22 protein-coding genes and 1 pseudogene are annotated in these 23,753 nt (G+C 61.3%); 14 read left to right on the top strand and 9 right to left on the bottom strand.

Going from position 1 to position 23,753, the window contains the following annotated elements; translation table 11 throughout:
- Nucleotides 1-29: 29 nt before the first annotated feature.
- The 5 genes from J2X71_RS06935 to J2X71_RS06915 all read right to left on the bottom strand — a co-directional run bounded on the left by J2X71_RS06935 (nucleotide 30) and on the right by J2X71_RS06915 (nucleotide 4,687).
- Nucleotides 30-893 (bottom strand): HlyD family secretion protein, encoded by an 864-nt coding sequence (locus tag J2X71_RS06935; RefSeq protein ID WP_310380444.1) that lies wholly within the window; start codon nucleotides 891-893, stop codon nucleotides 30-32.
- Nucleotides 890-1,099, bottom strand: coding sequence for a DUF1656 domain-containing protein (locus tag J2X71_RS06930; RefSeq protein WP_025668935.1), 210 nt, complete (start codon nucleotides 1,097-1,099; stop codon nucleotides 890-892). The genes J2X71_RS06935 and J2X71_RS06930 overlap by 4 nt, the downstream gene beginning before the upstream one ends.
- Before the next feature lie 5 nt (nucleotides 1,100-1,104).
- Nucleotides 1,105-3,174 carry an FUSC family protein gene (locus J2X71_RS06925; RefSeq protein ID WP_310380441.1) on the bottom strand — a complete coding sequence of 690 codons (2,070 nt, stop codon included), beginning with the start codon at nucleotides 3,172-3,174 and terminating at the stop codon, nucleotides 1,105-1,107.
- Complete coding sequence (locus tag J2X71_RS06920) at nucleotides 3,171-3,647, bottom strand: MarR family transcriptional regulator (protein WP_310380438.1); 477 nt, start codon at nucleotides 3,645-3,647, stop codon at nucleotides 3,171-3,173. The genes J2X71_RS06925 and J2X71_RS06920 overlap by 4 nt, the downstream gene beginning before the upstream one ends.
- A gap of 119 nt (nucleotides 3,648-3,766) precedes the next feature.
- Nucleotides 3,767-4,687 carry a LysR substrate-binding domain-containing protein gene (locus J2X71_RS06915; RefSeq protein WP_310380436.1) on the bottom strand — a complete coding sequence of 307 codons (921 nt, stop codon included), beginning with the start codon at nucleotides 4,685-4,687 and terminating at the stop codon, nucleotides 3,767-3,769.
- A gap of 121 nt (nucleotides 4,688-4,808) precedes the next feature.
- Between J2X71_RS06915 and J2X71_RS06910 the strand changes: the two genes are divergently transcribed.
- Both J2X71_RS06910 and J2X71_RS06905 read left to right on the top strand, forming a co-directional pair.
- Entirely contained in the window at nucleotides 4,809-5,354 is a 546-nt protein-coding gene (locus J2X71_RS06910; RefSeq protein WP_310380434.1) for a peroxidase-related enzyme, read from the top strand.
- A gap of 55 nt (nucleotides 5,355-5,409) precedes the next feature.
- Nucleotides 5,410-6,042 carry a pyridoxamine 5'-phosphate oxidase family protein gene (locus tag J2X71_RS06905; RefSeq protein ID WP_310380432.1) on the top strand — a complete coding sequence of 211 codons (633 nt, stop codon included), beginning with the start codon at nucleotides 5,410-5,412 and terminating at the stop codon, nucleotides 6,040-6,042.
- Nucleotides 6,043-6,049: 7 nt separating this feature from the next.
- On the opposite strand, the gene J2X71_RS06900 is transcribed toward J2X71_RS06905, so the two are convergent.
- Nucleotides 6,050-6,790 carry a DUF6683 family protein gene (locus J2X71_RS06900; protein WP_310380430.1) on the bottom strand — a complete coding sequence of 247 codons (741 nt, stop codon included), beginning with the start codon at nucleotides 6,788-6,790 and terminating at the stop codon, nucleotides 6,050-6,052.
- A 231-nt stretch (nucleotides 6,791-7,021) separates the two neighbouring features.
- Between J2X71_RS06900 and J2X71_RS06895 the strand changes: the two genes are divergently transcribed.
- Together J2X71_RS06895 and J2X71_RS06890 are read left to right on the top strand one after the other, a co-directional pair.
- Nucleotides 7,022-7,588: a hypothetical protein gene (locus tag J2X71_RS06895; protein ID WP_310380427.1), complete on the top strand. Its 567-nt coding sequence runs from the start codon at nucleotides 7,022-7,024 to the stop codon at nucleotides 7,586-7,588.
- Nucleotides 7,589-7,766: 178 nt separating this feature from the next.
- On the top strand, nucleotides 7,767-8,510 hold the full coding sequence (locus J2X71_RS06890) for an SDR family NAD(P)-dependent oxidoreductase (RefSeq protein ID WP_310380425.1): 744 nt from the start codon (nucleotides 7,767-7,769) through the stop codon (nucleotides 8,508-8,510).
- Between the two features lie 55 nt (nucleotides 8,511-8,565).
- Here J2X71_RS06890 and J2X71_RS06885 read toward each other — a convergent pair whose 3' ends face one another.
- Nucleotides 8,566-9,270: a transcriptional regulator NanR gene (locus J2X71_RS06885; RefSeq protein WP_310382156.1), complete on the bottom strand. Its 705-nt coding sequence runs from the start codon at nucleotides 9,268-9,270 to the stop codon at nucleotides 8,566-8,568.
- A gap of 181 nt (nucleotides 9,271-9,451) precedes the next feature.
- Here J2X71_RS06885 and oiaX point away from each other — a divergent pair, with 181 nt between their 5' ends.
- From oiaX to J2X71_RS38075, 10 genes and pseudogenes are all read left to right on the top strand, one after another.
- A complete protein-coding gene (gene oiaX, locus J2X71_RS06880) occupies nucleotides 9,452-10,708 on the top strand; it encodes a 3-oxo-isoapionate-4-phosphate decarboxylase OiaX (RefSeq protein ID WP_310380424.1) in 1,257 nt (418 codons plus the stop codon).
- 2 nt (nucleotides 10,709-10,710) lie between these two features.
- Complete coding sequence (locus tag J2X71_RS06875) at nucleotides 10,711-12,045, top strand: four-carbon acid sugar kinase family protein (protein ID WP_310380422.1); 1,335 nt, start codon at nucleotides 10,711-10,713, stop codon at nucleotides 12,043-12,045.
- A 96-nt stretch (nucleotides 12,046-12,141) separates the two neighbouring features.
- On the top strand, nucleotides 12,142-12,969 hold the full coding sequence (locus tag J2X71_RS06870) for a phosphogluconate dehydrogenase C-terminal domain-containing protein (RefSeq protein WP_007820524.1): 828 nt from the start codon (nucleotides 12,142-12,144) through the stop codon (nucleotides 12,967-12,969).
- Nucleotides 12,970-13,107: 138 nt separating this feature from the next.
- On the top strand, nucleotides 13,108-14,049 hold the full coding sequence (locus tag J2X71_RS06865; protein ID WP_007820525.1) for a D-ribose ABC transporter substrate-binding protein: 942 nt from the start codon (nucleotides 13,108-13,110) through the stop codon (nucleotides 14,047-14,049).
- 76 nt (nucleotides 14,050-14,125) lie between these two features.
- Nucleotides 14,126-14,770, top strand: a complete 645-nt coding sequence (locus J2X71_RS06860; RefSeq protein ID WP_310380417.1) for a DUF2291 domain-containing protein — start codon at nucleotides 14,126-14,128, stop codon at nucleotides 14,768-14,770.
- Nucleotides 14,767-16,317, top strand: coding sequence for a sugar ABC transporter ATP-binding protein (locus J2X71_RS06855; protein ID WP_310380415.1), 1,551 nt, complete (start codon nucleotides 14,767-14,769; stop codon nucleotides 16,315-16,317). Before J2X71_RS06860 ends, J2X71_RS06855 begins: the two co-directional genes overlap by 4 nt.
- The gene (locus J2X71_RS06850) at nucleotides 16,314-17,378 is read left to right on the top strand and encodes an ABC transporter permease (RefSeq protein WP_310380413.1); all 1,065 of its coding nucleotides are present in this window, start codon (nucleotides 16,314-16,316) and stop codon (nucleotides 17,376-17,378) included. Before J2X71_RS06855 ends, J2X71_RS06850 begins: the two co-directional genes overlap by 4 nt.
- Nucleotide 17,379: 1 nt before the next feature.
- On the top strand, nucleotides 17,380-18,414 hold the full coding sequence (locus J2X71_RS06845; RefSeq protein WP_310380411.1) for a Gfo/Idh/MocA family oxidoreductase: 1,035 nt from the start codon (nucleotides 17,380-17,382) through the stop codon (nucleotides 18,412-18,414).
- Nucleotides 18,411-20,258: a hypothetical protein gene (locus J2X71_RS06840; protein WP_310380409.1), complete on the top strand. Its 1,848-nt coding sequence runs from the start codon at nucleotides 18,411-18,413 to the stop codon at nucleotides 20,256-20,258. Before J2X71_RS06845 ends, J2X71_RS06840 begins: the two co-directional genes overlap by 4 nt.
- A 155-nt stretch (nucleotides 20,259-20,413) precedes the next feature.
- Nucleotides 20,414-21,342: pseudogene (locus J2X71_RS38075) on the top strand (HEPN domain-containing protein).
- A gap of 59 nt (nucleotides 21,343-21,401) precedes the next feature.
- Here J2X71_RS38075 and J2X71_RS06825 read toward each other — a convergent pair.
- Both J2X71_RS06825 and J2X71_RS06820 read right to left on the bottom strand, forming a co-directional pair.
- Nucleotides 21,402-22,529, bottom strand: a complete 1,128-nt coding sequence (locus J2X71_RS06825) for a Xaa-Pro peptidase family protein (RefSeq protein WP_310380402.1) — start codon at nucleotides 22,527-22,529, stop codon at nucleotides 21,402-21,404.
- Nucleotides 22,530-22,531: 2 nt separating this feature from the next.
- Nucleotides 22,532-23,752 carry a M20/M25/M40 family metallo-hydrolase gene (locus J2X71_RS06820; RefSeq protein ID WP_310380399.1) on the bottom strand — a complete coding sequence of 407 codons (1,221 nt, stop codon included), beginning with the start codon at nucleotides 23,750-23,752 and terminating at the stop codon, nucleotides 22,532-22,534.
- Between the last annotated feature and the right edge of the window lies 1 nt (nucleotide 23,753).

The following is a 23,753-nucleotide window of genomic DNA, read 5'->3' as shown; positions in this document are numbered from 1 at the left end:
AGATTCGCAGGCCACACGAAAGCTTGCCATCAGCTCTTGTCCACCTCGACGGTTGCCGTCAGCCCGGCGATCAGCCTGACATCATCAGGCACATTGTCGATGCTGATGCGCACGGGCACGCGCTGGGCAAGGCGCACCCAGCTGAAGGTGGGGTTGATGTTGGCGAGAAGGCCGGTACCGGCGGTGCGTTCGCGGTCCTCGATGCCGGTTGCTATGCTTTCGACATGGCCGCCAAGTCTCTGCGACTGGCCCATCAAATGGATCGAAACCTTGTCGCCGGGATGGATGCGCTGCAGCTTGGTTTCCTCAAAATAGCCCTCGACACGCAGGGAATCGGTATCGATCAAGGCAATCTTGGCGGTTCCGGCGCTGACATAGTCGCCCGGGCGCAGGCTGAGATTGGAGACCGTTCCATTGACCGTCGCCTTGATCTCCGAGCGTTCGAGATTGAGCGCAGCGAGATCGCGGTTGGCGGTCGCCTGGCGGAAGGCGGCCTCGGCCTGTTCTTCGGCCGTCTGCGCTTGTTCCTTCTGCTGCAGGGACGCGGCTTGCCCGAGGCGCTCCTGGCGCTCGCGCTCACGGTGTGCCTGGTCGAGCGCAGCCTTGCTGCCTTCGAGTGCCGCTTCGGATTGTGCGAGCGCGATCGAGAAACGTGCGCGGTCGACGCGGAAGAGGATATCGCCCGTCTTCACCGCCTGATTATCGGTGACGAGCACCTCGCTTACGAGGCCGGAGACATCGGGCGCGATCCCGACGACATCGGCGCGCAGTCGCGCATCGCGCGTCCAGGGCTCGTCCATATAATGGCCCCAGAGCCCGCGGCCGACGAAGACCGCAGCGACGACCATGGCAAGAGTGACGATGAGGCGACCAATGAATTTCAGGGAGTTCATGCGAAATACCAGCGTGTGAAGGAGGAAACGGCTCCAAGGACGAGCACGTAGAGGGCGAGGTCGAAGAGACCGCGGTGCCAGACGAGGGAATAGGCACCGAGCCAGGCCAGCATCCGTCTGATGACGATGATCAGCATCAGGCTCAGCACCATGAGAACGAGGAGGCGTGGGACATAGACGCCGTAAACATCAAATTCTGCGGGCATGACAATTACTCGGCGGCAAGCGGGAGGAGTTGCGGCGCAGCCTCGGCCGCGTGCCAGCTTGCTGGCGGGGCTGCGTCAGGGAAAAGAGCGCGTCTGAGGCCGACGAGGGCGTCGATGCTGTCGGCGCCGCGCCTGTTGTCTTCGAGCGCAATGATTTTGAGGCTGTCGTCGATCGATTGGCGCAGGCCGTCCTGCGGATCGAGCGCCCGACCGGCCGCAATACGGTCATGATAGAACTCGGCGACGCCGGAGAGAACCGCGCCAAGCGATGCGGCGCTCGCGCCACGCAGTCTCTTGCGTTCGTTCTGCAGCATCAGCACGTTGAAGCCGATGCGCACTTCGGCAAAGCCATCCACCTTCTTCAATTCGCGGTCCTCGACGACGGCAAGACGCGGTACGAGCTGGCCGAGGCGATCGAGAATGCGGCCGGAAAGCCGCTGGTGATCGGCGCGGCGTTCGCCTGCCGCCGTCTCGGCAAGATCGGTCCAGCCCGCCCGCACCAGCCGCCAGGCGGCAAGCTCGGCGCCGAAGGGACGGGCAATCAGCGTCCAGACCAGCGCAAAGCCGATACCGGCAAGGGCCGCGATCGCCTCATTGGTGAAGCTGGTGAAATCCGACGTGTAACGGTCCTGCAACGCGATGAAGGAGGCGCTGTTTACGGTCAAGAGCATGGCCAACATGTTGAACTGCGGCTTGGGGATCATCAACCCCAAGAGCAGGAAGGGCGGAGCGAAGACAAGAACCAGGAGCTCGTAGCTGTTGACCATCGGCAGGATGCCGAAAATATAGACGAAGGAGATGATGAGACTGATGCCGCACCAGATGAACATCGAGGTGATGAACGGTGCCGGCCGATCAAGCGCTGCGAAGAAGGAGCAGGCAACGGCTGCCATGGTGACGAAGCCGGCGCCATTCTGCCAGCCGCTATAGATCCAGAACAGGCAGGCGACCAGAATGCCGGCTACGACGGCGCCGGCCTGGAAGGCGAGCAGCGCATAATCGAAATGCCTGATACGGCCGACGATCTGGCGATGGCGAAAGGCCGGCCGCCAAGGACCGGAATGTTTGCCGCTGATGATTTCGTCGCGCAGCGTCAGGCAATCCTGCCAGAGATCCACGATCTCCTTCAGCCGCGCCAGCGCACTGGAAAGCAGCAGGTCGCCCCAGCGCCGATCCGGGTCGGCCTCGCGGAGACTTTCGATCCGCTGCGCCAGCTTTTCAGTCGTGTCGTCAGCTTGAGATTTCGCGCCGAGGCTCAGCCAGTCCGCGACTTCGTTCAGCAGGCAGATCAGATCTTTTGGCAGCACCTCGCGCTCGGTCTTCAACGCATGAAGACGATCTGCGAGCGAGGAGAAGAGCGGCAGCAGCATCAGGAGACGGCCGCGCACTTCACGCGAATGGCGTACGATATCGCGGCTGCCCGCATCGTAACCAAGCTGGCTGATGATGAGGTCGAGGCCGGTGACGTCGGCGGCAAGCTTCTGCCGTTTCAAGGGCGTTGCCGGCGTCGCACCCTCGCCGCGCAGAATATCATTGGCCCAGCTGCCGGCATCGTCAAGCCAGGTGGAAATGCGCTGGCCGAGCACGCTGCGCACACTGGTCGGGAAGACGACGGCACTGACGAGGCTGGCGCAGACGATGCCGATAATGATCTCTTCCGAGCGGGCAAGGGCTGTGTCGAAGATGGTGTCAGGCGAACCGACGGACGGTAGCGCGATAAGCGGCAGGGAATAGCCGGCCAGCATGAAGACATAGCTGCGCGAAGAGCGGTCCAGCATCGAGATGAACAGCAAAGTGCCGGTCCAGAGCGCGATGACGATGCTCAAAAGCTCCGGCGCATTGACAAAGAGCGGCACGAAGAAGACGGCCGCACTTGCGCCGAGAAGCGTGCCGAGCGCGCGATAGAGGCCCTTCGAACTTGTCGCCCCCGCGAGCGGATTGGCGACGACATAGACGGCCGCCATTGCCCAGTAAGGCCGCGGCAGGTCCAGGGACAAGGCAATGAAAAGGGCAAGCATGGAGGCGAGGAAGGCCTTGGCCGAGAAAAGCCAGTCCCGCCAGGAGGGAAGGGTCACGATGTTTCCTCAAACTGCTGTGCAACCGCCGCAACCTGCGACGGGTTGATCTCTTCGAAGGCCTGCAGAACGCGGACCGCCGCTTCAAGATCGGCTTCACTGACATTCGCGAGGATCCTGCCGCGCAGGTCATCGAGAACGGTCTCCATCCGGGTTGCGAGGCTCTGGCCCTCCTCCGTCAGCCAGAGACCCTTTGCCCGCCTGTCGATCGGATCATCCTTGCGCACCACGAGACCGAGCGCTTCCAGCTGGTCGAGCAACCTGACCAGAGAGGGCCCTTCGATGCCAACGTGATTGGCCAGCACGACCTGGCGCACACCACCGCCCAAACGGCCAATCCACAGCAATGGCGCTGCGCAGGCTTCCGAGATGCCGTGGGAGGTCAGCGCAAGATCCACCGCCCGGCGCCAGCTGCGGCCGGTCGACAGAAGGTTCGCGGTGAAAACGCGCTGAAGGGACGTAAATGATTGCATGTCATTCTAGTAGCATTAAAATAGTTAGGATTCAAACGATATTCTAAAACGAACGGAAATTGCTCCCGACGGATGTCCGAAGACAGCTGGCGTCAGGATGGAGATGAGCAGGAATTGCCTTACCTGGAGGAAGATTGCAGGGCAGCGACGCTCGCTCTCAGCCGGGGTGCGGCGAAATCCAGAAAGTGGCGCATTTTGAGCGGCATCTGGCCACGGGCGAGATGGACCAGGTGGATGGGAGCGGGCTCCGGTTCGAAGTCTTCAAGCACGAGTTTCAGTGCGCCAGCCGCGACCGCCCCTGCGACCTGGTAATAAAGCAGCCTGGTGATGCCGGCGCCGCGGATGGCGGCCTCGGCCGCCGCCTCGGTCGTGGTGACGGAAAGTCGCGGGCTGATCGACACCTCGATGGCCTTTGCTGCTCCGACCTTCCGGAACTGCCAGCCGGCGGTTGGCGTCAGGATCTCGACGCTGATGCAGGGCAGGCCCAGAAGATCGGCTGGCTCCTTCGGCACACCGCGGCCGGCAAAGAAGGCCGGACTGCCGCAGACGACCCTGCGAACCGTACCGACGCGCGTGGCGACCATGGCGCTGTCGGGCAAATTGCCGATGCGCACGGCCATATCGACATGCTCGTCGACGAGATCGATATTGCGGTCCGCCAGCATCAGCCGCACGTTGATCGCCGGAAAGGTGGCCAAAAAGTCCGTCACGACAGGCAGTACGTGAAGGCGGCCGAACTGCACCGGAGCTGTGATCACCAACTCGCCCTTCGGCATGGCGAATTCGCCGGATGCCTGACGTTCGGCCTCCTCCACCTGCTCGAGGATTCGTCTGGCGGCATCGACATAGGTCGTGCCTGCATCGGTCAAGGCGATCCTGCGAGTGGTGCGGGTCAAGAGCTTGGTTCCGAGCAGCGTCTCCAGATCGGTGATCTTGCGGCTCAGAGTCGGCAGGGGAATTTTCAGCGAACGGCTGGCCGCCGACAGGTTTCCCCTGTCCACCACCTCCAGCAACATCGACATGGCTTCGAACCGATCCAAACCACTCTTCCATTTTCCGGTAAAATTACTTTCATTTTAAGTATATTCTCTTGGTGAATGGAAATCGACACATTTGCTTCAACAAGCCAATCACGGTTTGGCGGCAGCGAAGGAGATCTCCATGTCCCGTATTATCATTCCCGCCAAGGACGATGCACCAGAAGCAACAAAACCAACGCTCGACGCCATCCAGAAGACGCTAGGCTCGGTTCCGAATATCTTCCGCCTTATCGCCAACAGCCCGGCCGCGCTGACCGCCTTCACCAGCTTCCAGAACGCCCTTTCCAGGACACTCGATGTCAAGACGCGTGAACGGATCGCTCTGGCCGTCGCTGAAGTGAACGGCTGCGACTACTGCCTGTCGGCCCATACCTATCTCGGCCTCAACCTTGCAAAGATCAGCCCGGAAGAAATCGCCCTCAACAGGAAAGGTGCCTCTGCCGATGCCAAGGCGAATGCTGCCGTCGGCTTTGCGGCAAAGATCGCCGAGGCGCGTGGTCATGTCTCCGACGCCGATATCGCGAGCGTCCGCGCCGCCGGTTTTTCGGATGCGCAGGTCGTCGAAATCGTCGCTCTGGTCGCCGAAAACACTTTCACCAATTATCTGAACGAAGTCGCCAAGACCGATATCGACTTCCCGGTCGTGTCCGCTGCCAATGCCGCCTAATGGATGACGAGCGGAGCTGAAGCTCCGCTCCCTCCCAACCTTGAGGAGATGGATCATGTCCTACGGATTTCTCGATATAGCCTCGACGCCCAGCGTGCGCGCAGCCCAGGCCGAAATGGGTGTTCAGGATTTCTGGACCAACCTGCCGACCGACAGGAGTTTCGACCGCTTCACGGAAAACGAGAGCGCCTTCATTGGGTCGCGCGACAGTTTCTACATGGCCTCCGTTTCCGAAACGGGCTGGCCCTATGTCCAGCACCGGGGTGGTCCACAGGGCTTTCTCAAGGTGGTCGACGATCGCACGCTTGCCTTTGCAGATTATCGCGGCAACCGGCAGTATATAAGCGTCGGCAATCTCGCGGCCAATGAGCGGGTCTGCCTCTTTCTCATGGATTATCCCCGCCGCGCGCGGCTGAAGATCTATGCGCATGCCGAGAAGCTGGCGCTCGATACGGATCCTACGCTGACGGAGCTTGTCGCCACGCCGTCCTATCGCGCAAAGCCGGAACGCCTTTTCCGCCTTCGCCTCGAAGCTTTCGACTGGAATTGCCCGCAGCATATCACACCACGCTATACCGAGGCGGAGATCGCCGTCGCCGTCCAGCCGCTTCGCCAGCGTCTCGCAGAGCTGGAAGCCGAGAATGCCGCCTTGCGGGCGCAGATCGCGCGCGCTGGAGATACCGAGTAGCGCCTGGCTACTGAGCCGGAACCATGCCCCGATCAGTGAGCGTCATACCGGCGAGATCAATGCCCATGCCACGAGCGCCCTGGGCTGCTGCCCGGCCGACGGCCTGGAGCTGGTCGGGATCGCTTTGAGACTGCTCGACGGCGCTTTCGACCAGCGCCGCCTGCAGCAGCAGGGCTTCAGCCATCTCCTGCTTCGACGCGTCGTCTGCGGTGGTGACGATGGCGGCCGATGCCATGGCATTCATGACCTGTCGGCGCACGGCAGCCGTCGATGCCGGGCTCGGGTCGTCAGTCGTGCCACGCGTCGCCTGCCAGCTGCTGATCAGCCAGACGGTATAGGCATCGACGACATTGTCGATCCTCAGGCCGTAGCGGGCAAGTGGTGGGCGCATCGCCTCAATGATATCCTGCGAGGCAAAGAGTTTGGCGAGCGTGTCAGCACCTTTCGGATCGACGGCTTTGGTCTTCGATACGAAATTCTCGAGATTGGCGGAACGGCGCGACTTCGACGGTGTATAGCGAAAGTCTGCGACGCTGACCGGTTTGGTTGCGGCAGGCGCTTGCTTTCCCGAGTTCGATTGCGGCACCGGGCGCTGCATCTGCCGGCGCAGCGTCTCGGCGATCGGCCCCATATTCAAGGTGGCCTCGAAGGCGCCGGGGCTCAGCGGCCCGGCAAAATCTGCCTGGGCGCTTGCGCTCACCGGCAGGCAGAGACTGAACCCAACGACGATAATTCGAGCATGTCTCATCAAGGAACCCCAAGGCGCAACCGAGGCGAATATATGCGGCGTGTTCGTGTCGGCAAGGTGAAGGGATGGCTTGAGGCCTACTCCGCATGCCCGCAGCTTCATATCCTCGCAGAACCGTATTGCGAATGTGCGGCATCGGACATACCCCTGTGGCTATAGCAGCAACTGGACTTTGCCTCAGCCTCCGGGGATAGTTTGAGCAATATCCGGATAGAAACGATGGAGGCTCCGGTGAAGGCTCATCTTGCGGCATGTCTTGATCTTGCTCTCCTGGCATCGCCGGCAATGGCTGAGGGCAGGGTCGCCGAGGTCTTCATGAAGACCTGTCTCGTGCAGTTTCCGGATTTCAAGAATATCGATATGGCGCCCTATCAGCCCTCCAAGAACTCGACGACTACCGATAGGCTCAGCCCGGCGAACGTGCCGATGATGATGCCGACCAACAAGACCTTCTGGGAGATTGGAACACCGGGCGAGAAATCACCCGACGATTTTCTGCTGGAGGTAAGCGAAGGCACCGTCCTGGAAAAGCCCGCAAAGGGTTGCATGGTTCTCGGAATGGGTGGCGGCAGCTTTCAGGAAGAGACGTTGCTCGCGACATTCCAGACAAGCCAGTTCGTCGGCGAGATGACGTCGTCCATCACTCCGGGCTTTCGCTACTGGATCGTTGATGGCAGCGGACGAAAGGCCTTTTTCGGCATCAGCCTTGCCGATGCCTTTGCGCCTGCGGGCGCCTTGATGTTCCTTGTAGTGATCGACCCGTCGGTGGCGCAGCAATTGGGCGAGCTGCCTAAGTAGTAAAAAACTGAGAATAGAGGGGCATTACACAAAACGAAACGGGTAGCTGTTGCCGTCATCAGCGCTTCAGAAATCCCGCCAGACTTGTTACTCCCGCTCATTGGCGGCCCGGGCCTAGGCTCCTTGGCGATCATCAGGGAACCCCTCCTGATGACATGGTCAATTATAGGAGCATGTCTTGAACATCGAAAACAAAACGGTGCTGATCACCGGCGCCAATCGCGGCATCGGCCGGGCTCTCATGGACGAAGCGCTGCGGCGCGGTGCAAAGCACGTTTATGCGGGATCGCGCGGCGAGCAACAGCATGACGATGAACGCGTCACCTTCGTAAAGCTCGATATTACCGATGAGTGGGATGTCCAGAAGGCGGCCGCTAGTGTCGGGAACCTCGATATCCTCATCAACAATGCCGGCATCTTCATGCCCGACGATCTCGGCGATACAGACATCATCAATCGCCATCTGGCGGTCAATTTCTTCGGGCCGCTGAGGATGACCCAGGCTTTGCTGCCGGCACTGACCCGGTCGAAAGGCGCCATCATCAACAATCTCTCCCTATCGGCACTCGTGCCGGTCGCGTCCACGCCGGCCTATTCGATCTCGAAAGCGGCGGCACATAATCTCATGCAGGCCTTCCGAGCGCTCTTGTCAGGCCGAGGTGTCGCGGTGCACAGCTGTTTCACGGGGCCGGTTGATACCGACATGACACGCGGCTTCGAGGTACCGAAGTCGCCGCCTGCCCTGGTGGCAGCGGGAATACTCGACGGTTTCGAAAGAGGCGAGGAGGATATCTTCCCCGACCCCTATTCCGAACGCGTTGCCGATGGCTGGCGCACCGGCGTCATAAAGGCACTTGAGCAGGAATTTGCCGCTTACGTTCCGCCAGCGCCTGAAGTGGCTCAGGATTGCTGTCACCACTGACATTCTGTTTGCGCGTGAATGGCGTTGCCGCGCCGTTCGCCGCAAGCGGCTGGCTCTACTTCATATAGAGCGAACGCGAACGCTCCAGATGCTTGAGCACCGCCGCTTCGGCGCCATCGACGTCGTTGGCGGCAAGCTGCTCCAGGATCTCTTCATGTTCGGCGAGCGTATATTTTTCCTTGCCGGTCCAGATCAGCATTTCCGTATGATATTCCTTCAGCCATGCCAGCATGGCTTCGCTGACGGCCACATAGATCGGATTGCCGGAGATCTGGGCGATGCGGGTATGGAACCGCATGTCGGCGGAAATGAATTCTTCGGCGTGGCCGAGCGAGGCGCGCTGATGGTCGATGATCTCGCGGAGCGCTTCGACATCGGCCTGCTTGGCGCGCTGGGCGGCCTCCCGCGCCATGCCGCGCTCGAAGAAGATACGGGCACTCTTCAGGTGCTCCAGCGAATCGGCCGATTGCGACAGCATGATCTTCGCCGTCAGGTCGACCTGGCGAAAGATCGACTGGGCAGTCAGTTTCAAGACCTTCGCCCGCTCGCCGTGCGAGATGCTGACGAGGCCCTTGTTGGCGAGAGATTGCATCGCCTCGCGGATGGCGGGGCGGCCGACGCCGAAGCGTTCCATCAGAACGCGCTCGGAGGGCATTTCGTCGCCCGGTTGCAACTCTCCTGATGTGATCAGCCGTTCCAGCCGGTCAAAAACTTCATCAGACAGTTTTCGACGGACAATTGGCTCGATGGCTGAGGTCATGGCGTCTCGCTGGCTCAAATCTTCTCTCCCCTTAGCATTTTCACCGACCGACGACAAAGCGCGCCACGCGAAATTCACACCTGTTGAAAATTTCCATTGCAGAAAATGGAATACTCATTATACCAGATTACAAGTTGACGCCATGGCTTCTTGACGTGGCGAGAGGAGCAACCGGCAATTCATGATGATAACCCTCACCTACCGCATCGAGACGCCCGGCAGCGTCGAAGCGATGGCGAACAAGATCGCCTCTGATCAATCGACCGGCACCTTCGTTCCGGTTCCGGGCGAGACAGAGGAATTGAAGTCGCGGGTCGCCGCCCGGGTGCTTGCCATCCGTTCGCTGGAAGATGCGGGCCATCCCTCCTGGCCGGAGGCGCCCGAAGGCGTACGGCTGCAGCGCGCCGATGTCGATATCGCATTCCCGCTCGATGCGATCGGCACGGATCTTTCGGCCCTGATGACGATCGCGATCGGCGGGACCTTTTCCATCAAGGGCATGACCGGCCTGCGCGTCGTCGACATGAAGCTTCCGGAGGCCTTCAGACAAGCCCATCCCGGCCCGCAATTCGGCATTCCCGGCAGCCGGCGCCTGACCGGCGTCGAGGGGCGGCCGATCATCGGCACGATCGTCAAGCCGGCACTCGGTCTGCGGCCGCACGAGACGGCGGAGCTTGTCGGCGAACTGATCGAATCCGGCGTCGACTTCATCAAGGACGACGAGAAGCTGATGAGCCCTGCCTATTCGCCGCTGAAAGAGCGCGTGGCGGCGATCATGCCCCGCATTCTCGATCACGAGCAGAAGACCGGCAAGAAGGTCATGTATGCGTTCGGCATCTCGCATGCCGATCCCGACGAGATGATGCGCAACCACGATCTCGTGCTTGCGGCTGGCGGCAACTGCGCCGTCGTCAACATCAATTCGATCGGCTTTGGCGGCATGAGCTTCCTGCGCAAACGCTCCGGCCTTGTGCTGCATGCGCATCGCAACGGCTGGGACGTGCTGACGCGCCACCCCGGCATCGGCCTCGACTTCAAGGTCTATCAACAGCTCTGGCGGATGCTCGGCGTCGACCAGTTCCAGATCAACGGCATCCGTGTGAAATACTGGGAGCCGGACGAAAGCTTCGTTGTTTCCTTCAAGGCGATCAGCACGCCGCTCTTTACCCCCTCCGACTGCCCGCTTCCCGTCGCCGGCTCCGGCCAATGGGGCGGCCAGGCACCCGAAACCTATCAGCGCACCGGCCGCACCACCGATCTTCTCTATCTCTGCGGCGGCGGCATCGTCAGCCATCCGCAGGGACCGGCAGCCGGCGTACGCGCCGTGCAGCAGGCCTGGCAGGCAGCAGTCGCCGACATTCCGCTCGACGACTACGCCAAAGATCATCCCGAACTTGCTGCATCGATTGCCAAGTTCAGCGACGGCAAGGCGGCGTGAGGATGCGCGACCTGCTCGTCAGTTATTACGGCGACGATTTCACCGGCTCCACCGATGTGATGGAAGCGCTCACCAGCAACGGCATTCCAACCGTGCTCTTCCTCGGCATTCCCGAGCAGGCACTGATTGACCGCTTCCGAGATTGCCGGGCTGTCGGCATTGCCGGAACGAGCCGCAGCGAGAGCCCGGCCTGGATGCAGGAACATCTTGCCCTGGCCTTCCAATGGCTGAAAGGCTTGCAGGCGAATATCTGCCACTACAAGGTCTGTTCGACATTCGATTCCGCGCCCGAGGTCGGCAATATCGGCAAGGCGATCGAGATCGGCAAAGAGATCTTCGAGCAGGAGCTGGTGCCCATCATCGTCGGTGCGCCGCAACTCAAGCGCTATACGGCCTTCGGCAATCTCTTTGCCGCCTATCAGGGGCGCGTTTTCCGCATCGACCGCCACCCGGTCATGAGCCGTCATCCCGTCACGCCCATGCAGGAGGCGGATCTTGCCGTTCATCTCGGCAAACAGACCGACCTTGCCGTTTCGCTCGCCGACCTGACGCTGCTGTCAGCACCCGATGCGGACGCGAGGACCGACCAGCTGATCGCCGAGGCGTCAGGCATCCTGCTTCTCGATGTCGATTCCGCCGAGAGCCAGGCTTCCGCCGGCCGGCAGCTGCAGCGCATCGCGGCTGCCAAGGGCAGTTTCGTCGCCGGCTCCTCCGGCGTCGAATATGCGCTCATCGATGCGTGGCGCGAAAAGGGCCTGATCGGCCAGGGCGTCGAGTTTCAGTCGCCGGGTAAGGTGGATCGGCTCGCCGTCGTCTCTGGCAGCGTCTCGCCGACGACGGAACGGCAGATTCGCACGGCAATTGCCGACGGCTTTCATGATATTCCACTCGATCCTCTGGCACTGGTCGGCACCAATGCCGAGGCGGCACTGGACGTCGCGGTCGCCGCAGGCCTTGCCGCGCTGAAAGCCGGCCGCAGCGTCATCCTGCACACCGCCCTTGGACCCTCGGCCGATCGCGGCGCCGATATCGACCAGCTACCCGGCGCCCGTCATCGGCTGGGTCGCGCGCTCGGAACCATCCTGCGCCGCCTTGTCCAAACCGAAGGGCTTTCGCGCGCCGTTATTGCCGGCGGCGACACGTCGAGCCATGCGCTGAAGGAATTGCGCGTCGATGCACTGACGACCCTCTTGCCGCTGCCGCAGACCCCCGGTTCGCCGCTCTGCACCGCCCATGGCGGCTACGCGTCGACGGACGGGCTGCAGATTGCGCTGAAGGGCGGGCAAGTCGGCGCCGACGGCTATTTCGCGCAGATCCGGGACGGAAGGAAGGCATGATGCAATCAGGTGACTTCGTCCGCGAACGATAATGGAATGGTGATTGACTCATCATACCAGTTACGATACCAATCCCGCATATGAAGGTGAGGAAACATGACTGCAATTGCCCTCTTTGGCGCCGGCGGAAAAATGGGATACCGGCTGGCCAAAAATCTCAAAGGTTCCCGTTTTGATGTTCGTCATGTCGAGGTCAGCGACGCCGGCAAGGCGCGCCTGAAGAACGATCTCGGCATCGATTGTACGCCGGCCGATGCCGCGCTCGATGGCGCTGATGTCGTGATCCTCGCCGTACCGGATACCGCGATCGGCAAGGTTGCAGCTGGTATCGTCGACAAGCTGAAGCCCGGCACGATGGTCGTCGCCCTCGACGCCGCCGCCCCCTTTGCCGGCCATCTGCCTGAGCGCGCGGACCTAACCTATTTCGTGACCCACCCCTGCCATCCGCCGATCTTCAACGACGAGACGGAGATGCAGGCCAAGAAGGACCATTTTGGTGGCCTCTTTGCCAAGCAGCACATCGTCTCCGCCCTGATGCAGGGTCCGGAAAGCGCTTACGGCCTCGGCGAAGAGATCGCAAAGGTTATCTGGGCGCCGGTCATGCGCTCGCACCGCGTCACGGTCGACCAGATGGCGATGCTGGAGCCCGGCCTTTCGGAAACCGTCTGCGCCTCGCTGCTCGTGATCATGCGCCAGGCGATGGACGAATGCGTCGCCCGCGGTGTTCCAGCGGAAGCCGCCCGCGACTTCCTGCTCGGCCACATGAACGTGCTCGGCGCCGTCATCTTCAAGGAAGTCGACGGTGTGTTCTCGGATGCCTGCAACAAGGCGATCGAGTTCGGCATTCCGGCCCTCATGCGCGACGACTGGAAGAAGGTCTTCGAACCTCAGGAGATCGCCGACAGCATCCGGCGCATCACCTGATACTGCCGCGGCAGGGCTCGAGCCTTGCCGCCTTTGCCGGCCCGGGGGGACTTTGAAGACGGGCCGGTTTTCGATCTCGCATGGATTGAACCGAACCGGGGTTGGTTCGGCCATGCGTCAAACCTGGGAGGAGAAACCATGAAACTTACACGTAGACTGACCCTTGCAGCCTTCGCCGGCGCCCTGTCGCTCGGTGTTGCGATGCCGGCCTTTTCGGCGGACCTGATCGCCATCATCACGCCGGCCCACGACAACCCCTTCTTCAAGGCGGAAGCGGTCGGCGCCGAAGCCAAGGCCAAGGAGCTTGGCTATGAGGCGCTCGTCATGACGCATGACGACGACGCCAACAAGCAGTCGGAAATGATCGATACCGCCATCGGCCGCGGCGCCAAGGCGATCATCCTCGACAATGCCGGTGCCGATGCATCGGTTGCCGCCGTCAAGAAGGCCAAGGATGCCGGCATCCCCTCCTTCCTCATCGACCGCGAAATCAATGCGACCGGCGTTGCCGTCGCCCAAATCGTTTCCAACAACTATCAGGGCGCCCAGCTCGGCGCGCAGGAATTCGTCAAGCTGATGGGTGAGAAGGGCAATTATGTCGAGCTCGTCGGCAAGGAGTCGGACACCAATGCCGGCATCCGCTCGCAGGGCTATCATGACGTCATCGACGACTATCCTGATCTGAAATCTGTCGCCAAGCAGTCGGCCAACTGGAGCCAGACGGAAGCCTACGCCAAGATGGAAACCATCCTGCAGGCGAACCCCGATATCAAGGGCGTCATCTCCGGCAATGATACGATGGCCATGGGCGCAATCGCCGCTCTTCAGGCTGCCGGCCGCAAGGACGTGATCGTCGTCGGTTTCGACGGCTCCAACGATGTGCGCGACTCCATCAAATCAGGCGGCATCAAGGCAACCGTGCTGCAGCCGGCCTATGCACAGGCCCAGATGGCTGTCGAACAGGCTGATGCCTATATCAAGAACAAGACGGCACCGAAGGAAGAAAAGCAGCTCATGGACTGCGTCCTCATCAATGCCGACAATGCGGGCAAGCTCGAGACCTTTGCCATCGCAAAGTAAAGCGGACGACTGCTGCAGGGAGCGCGGGAGACCGCGCTCCCTGCAGCCTATTCTCTTTCATTTCGAGGTTTATCGCATGTTGAGGATCAGGGGCGCCCTGATCGCCGCGCTCGTCGCGGCGGCTTTGCCCGGCTGCAAGATCATCAAGACACCGACTGCGGAAGAAAAAGCCGCAGCGGCGGCCAAGAGCGCTTTCGATCCGAATGCCAAGGTCGATGCCATTTGGCAGCCGCAAGTCGTGCCCTATTATGAAAAGCGCGCCGGCGCGCTGAAGGATGTCGCAGCACTTGCCGCTTCGAGCCCCGACCAGGCCGGCGAGAAATACGGCAATCCGCACAAACAGGCGAGCTCGCCCTGGACCTATGCCGTCAAGTTCAGCGGCAAGGTCGTCGCCGCCGATACCGCCTCGCGGGCAGCAACGCTCGATGTCGATGCCGACGGCGACGGCAAAGCCGACGCAAAAGTCCAGATCGGGCCTGCCATCCGCGGCACGGCGCTGCGCGACACGCTGGATTTCGTCAATTTCAACGAGTTCAAGAACCAGATCGAATGGGCACAGTTCGGCAAGTCCTTCAATGAGCAGGCCAATAGCGCCTTCCTGTCGGCGATCCCGCGCGACAGCCTGGTCGGCAAGACGGTGACCGTGACCGGCGCTTTTCCGCTGCCTTCGGGCAGCGATCTGCCGCTCGTGACCCCTTCGGCGCTGACGGTGGCACCATGACGATCGCCGAGGCTCCAAAGGACGAGATCATCCTGCGCCTCGACGACGTGTCGAAGGTCTATTCCGGCATCGTCGCCGTCAAGCGTGCCAATCTCGAATTGCGCCGCGGCGCCGTCAACGTGCTGGTCGGCGAAAACGGTGCCGGCAAGTCGACGCTGATGAAGATCATCGCCGGCGTCGAACGGCCGACGCTCGGGAACATCATTCTGGACGGTGAAACCGTTTCCTTCGCCAGCCCCGCCGATGCGCAGGCGCATGGCATCGGCATGATCTTCCAGGAGCTCAATCTTTTCGCCAACATGTCGGTTGCCGAAAACATCTTTGCGACGCGCGAACTGACCCGCGGCGTGCTCGGCATCGACCACAAGGAACAGGTCCGCAAGGCCAACGAATTCCTTGGGCGTCTCGATGCCGGCATCGATGCCGAGACCATGGTCGAGGACCTTCCGATCGGCCAGCAGCAGCTTGTAGAGATCGCCAAGGCAATGTCGCTGAATGCCCGCATCCTCATCATGGACGAGCCGACATCGGCGCTGTCGGCAGCCGAAGTCGAGATCCTCTTCAAGGTGATCGGCGAGTTGAAGGCGCAAGGGGTCGCGATCGTCTATATCTCGCATCGCCTCGAAGAGCTCATGCGGATCGGCGATTACATCACCGTCCTGCGCGATGGGCAGATTACCGGCCATGCCATGGTCAGGGATATCGACACCCGCTGGATCGTGCGTTCGATGATCGGCTCGGATGCCAAGGATTTTGCGAAATCCGACGATCATGCGCTCGGCAAGGAAATGTTCCGCGCCGAAAATATCAGCCTGCCGCGGCCGACCGGCGGGCTTGCAGTCGATAATGTCTCACTGTCGGTCAGGGCAGGCGAGATCCTCGGGATTTACGGGCTGATGGGCGCCGGGCGCAGCGAATTCTTCGAATGCGTCATCGGCCGCCATGCGCACTCGACCGGCAAGATCTTCATCGACGGCAAGGAGGTACGAGCGCGCGATACGACGCGGCGCATCCGCCGGGGCCTCGCGCTCATTCCCGAGGACCGGCAGCGCGAAGGGCTGGTGCAGGTGCTCTCGATCGCATCGAACCTGACGCTTGCAAGCCTTGGCCGCTTCACACGCCTCTTCCATATCAATGCCAAGGCCGAGAAGAACGCCATCGTCGAGGCGATCCGCGATCTCTCGATCAAAGCGCCGAACCCGGACTTCGAGGTGACCTCGATGTCCGGCGGCAACCAACAGAAGGTTGTCATCGGTAAGGCGCTGATGACCGATCCGAAGGTTCTGCTGATGGACGAGCCGAGCCGCGGCATCGATGTCGGCGCCAAGGCGGATGTTTTCCGCACCATGCGCCGGCTTGCCGCCAATGGCCTCGCCATCCTGTTTTCAACATCCGACCTCGAAGAGGTCATGGCGCTTTCCGATCGCATCGCGGTGCTCAGCAACGGCCATCTCATCGCCGTCTTCGACCGCGCGCAAGCAACGGAAGAGGCCATTATCGCGGCCTCCGCCAAGGGGCACGAACATCAAGGGAAACTTGCGTCATGACGTCGGCTACCGCATCCACTTCCGCGCCGAAGGGCGCGAACGGCTCCTTCCTCCTGACGCTGATGAAGCTTCGAACCTTCATCGCGCTCTTTGCCGTCATCATCTTCTTCTCGATCTTCGCGCCGAACTTCACCTCGACGGCGAACATGATCCTCATGTCGAAACACGTGGCGCTGAATGCCTTCCTGGCGATGGGCATGACCTTCGTCATCATCACTGGCGGTATCGATCTCTCGGTCGGCTCGATCGTCGGCCTGTGCGGCATGGTCGCCGGCGGGTTGATCCTCTACGGCATCGAACTGCCGATCGGCTATACGGTCTATTTCAATCTCGTCGAGATCGTGCTGATCACGCTGGCAATCGGTCTCTTCATCGGCCTGATCAACGGCCTGTTGATCACCAAGCTCAATGTCGCGCCCTTCATCGCCACGCTCGGCACGCTCTATGTCGCCCGCGGCCTGGCGCTGCTTTCATCCGACGGCCAGACCTTTCCGAACCTCGTCGGGCGGCCGGAATATGCGACGACCGGTTTCGATTTCTTCGGTGCGGGCCGCGTTCTTGGCCTGCCGGTATCGATCTGGATCCTGATCGTGCTGGCGCTGGTAGCCGCTTACGTCGCGCGCTCGACGCCGATCGGGCGCCACATCTTTGCCGTCGGCGGCAATGAGCGCGCCGCCCGCATGTCGGGCATCCGCGTGGATCTGGTCAAGATCTTCGTCTACATGTTCTCCGGGCTTTGCGCCGCGATCGTCGGCATCGTCATCTCCTCGGAGCTGATGGCCGCGCATCCGGCAACGGGCGAAAGCTTCGAACTCAACGCGATTGCCGCAGCCGTACTCGGCGGCACTTCGATGTCTGGCGGGCGCGGCACGATCGGGGGAACGATCATCGGTGCCTTCGTCATCGGCATTCTCTCCGACGGACTGGTGATGATGGGGGTTTCCTCCTTCTGGCAGATGGTCATCAAGGGTCTGGTGATCATTATCGCCGTCGTCGTCGACCAGGCGCAGCGTCGGCTGCAGCAGCGCGTGACCCTCATGCAGATGGCAAAGGCAGGTTGAAATGGCTGACGTGAAAGGTGCTTTGATCGGCTGCGGCTTCTTTGCGATCAATCAGATGCATGCATGGAAGGATGTTGACGGTGCCGCGATCGTGGCAATCTGCGACCGCGATCCTGAGCGGCTGAAGATCGTCGGCGACCAGTTCGGCATTAACAGGCGCTATACGGATGCGGCGGCCATGTTTGCCGATGGCGGCTTCGATTTCGTCGATATCGCCACCACGGTCCAGAGCCACCGGGCGCTGGTGGAAATGGCAGCCAGCCACACGATCCCGGCCATCTGCCAAAAACCCTTCGCCAAGACGCTTGCCGATGCCAAGGCGATGGTCGAAGCCTGCCGGAAGGCCGGCATTCCGCTGATGGTGCACGAGAATTTCCGCTGGCAGACGCCGATCCAGGCCGTGCGCCGGCTCTTGGACAGCAAGGCGATCGGCATACCCTTCTGGGGCCGTTTCTCCTTCCGCTCCGGCTATGACGTATTTTCCGGCCAGCCCTATCTCGCCGAAGGCGAACGCTTCATCATCGAGGATCTCGGCATCCACACACTGGATATTGCCCGCTTCATCCTCGGCGACGTGAAAGCGCTGACGGCGCGCACGAAACGCGTCAACCCAAAGATCAAGGGCGAGGATGTCGCGACGATCCTGCTCGACCACGAAAGCGGCGCCACCTCCATCGTCGACGTCAGCTACGCGACGAAGCTTGGCACCGAGCCGTTCCCGGAAACGCTGATCGAGCTCGACGGCACCGATGGCACGATCCGCCTTTCGGCCGGCTATCGGCTCGAAGTGACCAATGCGGCAGGTACCGTCGTTTCCGACGCTTCGCCGCAGCTTCTCTCCTGGGCCTCCCGGCCCTGGCACAATATTCAGGAGAGCGTCTATGCAATCCAGAAGCACTGGGTCGACCGGCTGAAAAATGGCGGCGAGCCGGCAACGTCGGGCGCCGACAATCTCAAGACCTTTGCCCTTGTCGAAGCGGCCTATGACAGTGCCGCATCGGGAAAGACGATCGACGTGGAGGCGATGCTGAAATGACCACGGACGCCTTCGCCCTCTACGGCACGCATGAGGCCGAAGAGCATCCGGCCCGCCTGATCGCCGGGCGCCTCTCGGCCGATCTTGCCAACGGCAATCTGCGCACGATCCGCTATGACGGTATCGAGGTGCTGCGCGCCGTCTCCTATCTGGTGCGCGACCGCGACTGGGGAACCTATAGCCCCCGGATCGAAGATCTCTGGGTCGAGCAGGGCAACGGTGCCTTTTCCGTCCGCTATGTCGCCCATTGCAGCGGACCCGAGGATAGCAGGCTTGCCATTTCGGTGCATGTTGCGGCAACGGAGCATGAACTGACCTTCGAAGCCAGCGCGCTCTCGCCGACTGGTTTCGAGACCAATCGCTGCGGTTTCTGCATCCTGCACCCGATCGTCGGCATTGCCGGAAGCCCAGCCAAGGTCGAGCATGTGGATGGTCGCGTGAACGAGACGCGCTTTCCCGACCGGATCGACCCCTGGCAGCCCTTCAAGGATATGCGGGCGATCACCCATCATGTGCTGCCGGGCGTTTCAGCCGAATGCCGTATGGAAGGCGATACATTCGAGATGGAAGACCAGCGCAACTGGTCGGATGCCTCCTACAAGACCTATGTGCGCCCGCTGGCGCTTCCCTGGCCCTACCAGATCGCCGCCAACGAACCGGTGCGGCAGAGGATCGTCCTTTCCATCCGCGACACCAGGAGCGGACAAACGACCGCCGCCGGCTCCGCTGCTGGCGCGATCCGGCTCGAACCGGGTGAGCACAGCGGCACCATGCCGGCCATTGGCCTGATCGTCGCGCCTGATGAAGCCAAGGCCGTGCTTGCGGCCCGTGATCTGCTTTCGGGGATTGCCCCGCAGGAATTGCTTTTCCACTTCGATCCTAACGCCGGGCATGGCGCTGATGCATTGCAGGATTTTGCCGCGATTGCCGCGCTTCACCGCGGACAGTCGACGCTGGAGATCGCCCTGCCCTGCAAGCAGTCGCCAGCATCCGAAACTGCCGAAATTGCCAAACAGATGCAGGCTGCGGGTTTCCGCCCCGATGCCATCATGATCTCCCCTTCCGTCGACCGGCAGTCGACGCCTCCGGGCAGCAAGTGGCCCGAATGCCCGCCGCTTGAAGAGGTCTATGCCGCAGCGCACGAGGCCTTTGCCGGCATTCGCATCGGCGGCGGAATGCTGAGCTACTTCACCGAGCTCAACCGCAAGCGCGTGCCGGCCGATCGCCTCGGTTTTATCAGCCACTGCACCAACCCGATCGTCCATGCCGCCGATGATCTGAGCGTCATGCAGACGCTGGAAGCGCTGCCCTTCATCACGGGCTCGGTACGCGCCATCTATGGCGACAAGCCCTACCGGATCGGTCCATCGACCATTCCCATGCGGCAGAACCCCTATGGCAGCCGCACCATGGACAATCCCGCCGGCGGCCGCATTCCGATGGCAAACCGCGATCCACGCCACAATGGCCGCTTCGCGGAAGCCTTCGCGCTCGGCTACGCCATCCGCGTGCTGGATGCCGATCTCGAATGCCTGACGCTCGCAGCGCTGACCGGCCCCTTCGGCCTGGTTGCCGGTAAGGCAGAACCAACGGAAGAAGGCGGCAACAGGCCGCTTTTTACCATCGTGAAGCTGCTGTCCAGCCTTGCCGGGTCAGCCTGGATTGGCTGCACGTCTTCGCATCCGTCGAAGGTTCTGGCCTTCCTGTCGGGGTCGACGCTGCATATCGTCAATCTGACGGCCCAAGAGCAAAGCATCGATATCAGTGCCTTCGGCTCGGACTCGCAAGGCAAGAGCATGGCACTTGCGCCTTTTGGTACGGCGTCGATCAAACTCGCCGTTTAGGGCTTTCGGGCACATCGCGCAGACCGGTGGGCATCAGTGTCTGTGCCGTGGAGGATGCACTGTTTAAAAATCCAGGCCACGCACATTCTGTGGTTGCTTTTATGTTTCTATTCTCGTAAAACGTTTATATGCGAAATATCGGGCGAGCCGTTACGATGGATACGATTCCCACCGAAGGCTTTGATGTGGCTTTGACACTGACCGACACCCTTGATCATCTGCCGGCCAGCAAGCGGCGCGAACTTGCCCGCGTCCTGGAGATCATCTTCTTCGAGATCGAGCAGTTTCGGTCAACCAAGCAGTCTGCAAAGAAAGCCAATGGCAAGATCCTCAAGGTCATCCTCTACGGCTCTTACGCCCGCGGCGACTGGGTGGAAGACCGGCTGAGTGGCTATCGCTCGGATTACGATATTCTCATCGTCGTCAATTCAGAGAGCTTTGCGCAGGAACAGGAGCTTTGGCTTTCGCTTGATGAACGGTTCCTGCGGGAACAGATGCCCACCGGATCGAGACGCCGGTCATTCCGATCGTCCATAGCCTGCATGACGTCAACGACCAACTGTCGCGCGGCCGGCCGTTCTTTGTCGATATCGCCACAGACGGCAAGGTCCTCTACGAAGAGGATGGTCATCCCTTCGTCCAGCCGAAGGCCCTGACGAAGGAAGAGGCGAACGTTGAAACGCAGCGGTATTTCGATGAATGGAGCCAAAACGCGAGAGGTTTCCTGAAGGCAGAAGACGCATTGGGACAGGAGTACCTTAAGCAACGCGCTTTCTTGCTTCATCAGGCTACGGAAGCACTGTATCACTGCCTGCTGCTGGCCCTGACGCTCTACAGTCCGAAATCGCACCGCATCAAGGTTCTGCGCTTCAAAGCCGAGGACCTCGAAAAGCGGATTATCGAAGCTTGGCCGCGCGACAACCGGATCGCACGGCGGCGCTTCGAGCTCCTGTCACGCGCCTACGTCGAGGCCCGGTACTCGCCGAACTATGAGATCACTATAGAGGACCTCGCATGGCTGGTCGAAAGGGTGAAGGTCCTGCAAAGACTGGTCGCGATCATCTGCCGGGAACGTCTTTCGTAGTCTGTTCGCCTTGAAGGGAAACGAAGCCGCCGCCCCTCACTACTGCCGGCCTGCTCTGATCAAGAACTCATAACCGACAGAATTCTTCTCGGGCTTTGCGTGAGACGGATACCACCGTCCTTTCCAACGGCAACTGTTTCGCTAAAGCCGAGACCTTGCGCCGTCGCATAGAGATGGAACACCATGCCCTCCCTCAGCAACCAGTTGGATGTCGGCAGGAAGACGCGGGAGAAATCGCTCGTGCGCGGCGTGCGGGTATAAAGGCCAAGCGTATAGGCCGTGACGTTTTGGTAGGTCGGGCGCAAGCCCGCACCGAGCGCGCCCTGGCGCATGATCGCGTCGACGTCGCTTGCGATCGCACCCGACTTCATCGCGGCGATCTGACGATCCTGCAAATCGACCAGCTTTTCGGCCGCGGCCGTAAGCTCTGCCGGCGGTGCGCCAACCATGATCGGCCGCATCATGCGCGCGCCATAATTTCCGACGCGGGGGGTCAGCTCGGCATGTAGGACATCGCCCTCTTCGATCGCCTCGGTCTTGAACACGCCATGCAGGAACTCATGGCTGCCGGAGGCCTTCACCACCGGGCCGACCTCGCCGGTATCCGCGCCGTCGCGCAGGAAGACGCCGGAGGCGATAGCTGCTGCGTCGCGCGTGGTTATGCCAGGCTTCACCTGCCGGGCGATCTCCAGCATGGCCTTGTCGGCAATCACCGATGCTTGCTGCAAGACCGCGATTTCTTCAGCCGACTTCACCCAGCGCAAGCTATCGCTCAGGCCCGGCATCGGCACGATAGTCGCCTCTGGCAGAAGCTGGGTGAGACGCATGAAAGTTGCCGCACTTATACAGTATGAATTGGTGTCGAGACCGATCCGCGCCTTTTCGAAGCCGTGCTGGCGGATGCTTTCCGCGACTGCCGTCTGCGCGTCTTCCGTGTCGGCGAAACCGATGACGTCGGTGATCCAGCTCTTTTCACGACATGGCGCCTCGTCCAGCGCCCGCAACGTAAACCAGGCGTCACCCTCGCGCGGCAAAAAGGCGGCACGGTACATAGTTTCGGAGACGGTGTAACCGGTCAGCCAAGCCAGCAGCTCGCCGCTATCGACGAGCAGCAGATCGACGTCGGCGGATGCCATGGCGTCCCGGGCGCGTGCGATACGGCGATCAAATTCCGCCCGGGAGAACATGGTCAGGCAACCTCGCAGATATCGAGGATGGTCAGCATGTAGACGCGGATCATGTCGAGATAGTCGACGATGTCGACACGTTCGTCGGGCATGGTGTTGTAACGGCCGCCGGGGCCACAGACGATGCCTTCCATGCCGAGCTCCTTGTAGAGATGGCCAGCATCGGTTCCGTAGAAGCGCGTCGGCGTGATGGCACCGGTCGGCTGCTTTTCGCTGCGCACGGCTTCATAGGCGGCGTTGATCGACTTGACGATGCGCGATTCCGGCGAGACCTCGAAGGGCGGCATCAACGGGCGGCCCTCTATCATCTCGGGAACCAGCTTGGCCTTGAGGCCGGGGAAGCGGCCTTCGAGCGCCTTCAGTTCGCGTTCGAGATCGGCCAGCACACCTTCCTGTGTCTGGCCAGGCGCGTAGCGGCACGAGCCCTTGAGGCGGACAAAATCGGCGACCTGCGGCGGGCGCCATTCCTCAAGGTTGCGTCCAAGAGCGCCATGGACGACACCGACATGACCGCGATTGATCGACCTGTGCACGTCGCTCCTGGCGCCGCTGAAGGTCATCGCATTGATACGCGGAATGATGTCGCAGGCAGCCGCGATCGCGTCAACGGACTCTTCGCGTTTGGAAAGGTGGCGGGTATCGCCGGTGAGCTCGATGACGTAGCTCAGCGCCGCGGCGTGCATGGTTACGGCAACCAGGTCGCTCGGCTCGCTGTTGATGAAGTAGTCAGCCTTCACGCCGCTGCGGATCGCCGCAAGCGTTCCGATGCCGCCCTGCAATTCGCCGACCACGAAAGTCAGGACAACATCGCCCTTCAGCTTGACGCCGGCCTCGAGTAGCGTTTTCACGGCGCAGAAATAGGCGGCGTCGCCCGCCTTCATGTTCGAGACGCCAATGCCGTAGATGAACTTGTCGTCGACAAGGCCGGCATAGGGATCGACCGTCCAACCTTCGGTAACCGGATTGGTGTCGAGATGGCCGTTGAACAGTAGGCTCTTTCCGCCGCCAGTGCCCTTCAGGCGGCCGATCGTGTTGAAGCGGCGGCCTTCGTCGAAGGCCTGGAGTTCGGCTTCGACGCCGATTTTTTCAAGCGCCGTGGCCATCCAGCGGGCGAGATCCTTCTCGCCCTCAGTTTCCGAATGGCTCTTGTGCTGGACCATTTTCGACAGGAAATCGAGGCAGGCCTTTTCGTCGATCCGGTCCAACAGGGACTTCGGGTCCATT

Origin of the sequence: Rhizobium sp. 1399 (assembly GCF_031455475.1) — a bacterium.
In the GTDB taxonomy this organism is placed as follows: domain Bacteria; phylum Pseudomonadota; class Alphaproteobacteria; order Rhizobiales; family Rhizobiaceae; genus Rhizobium.
This window is presented reverse-complemented; position numbering and strand designations above follow the sequence as displayed.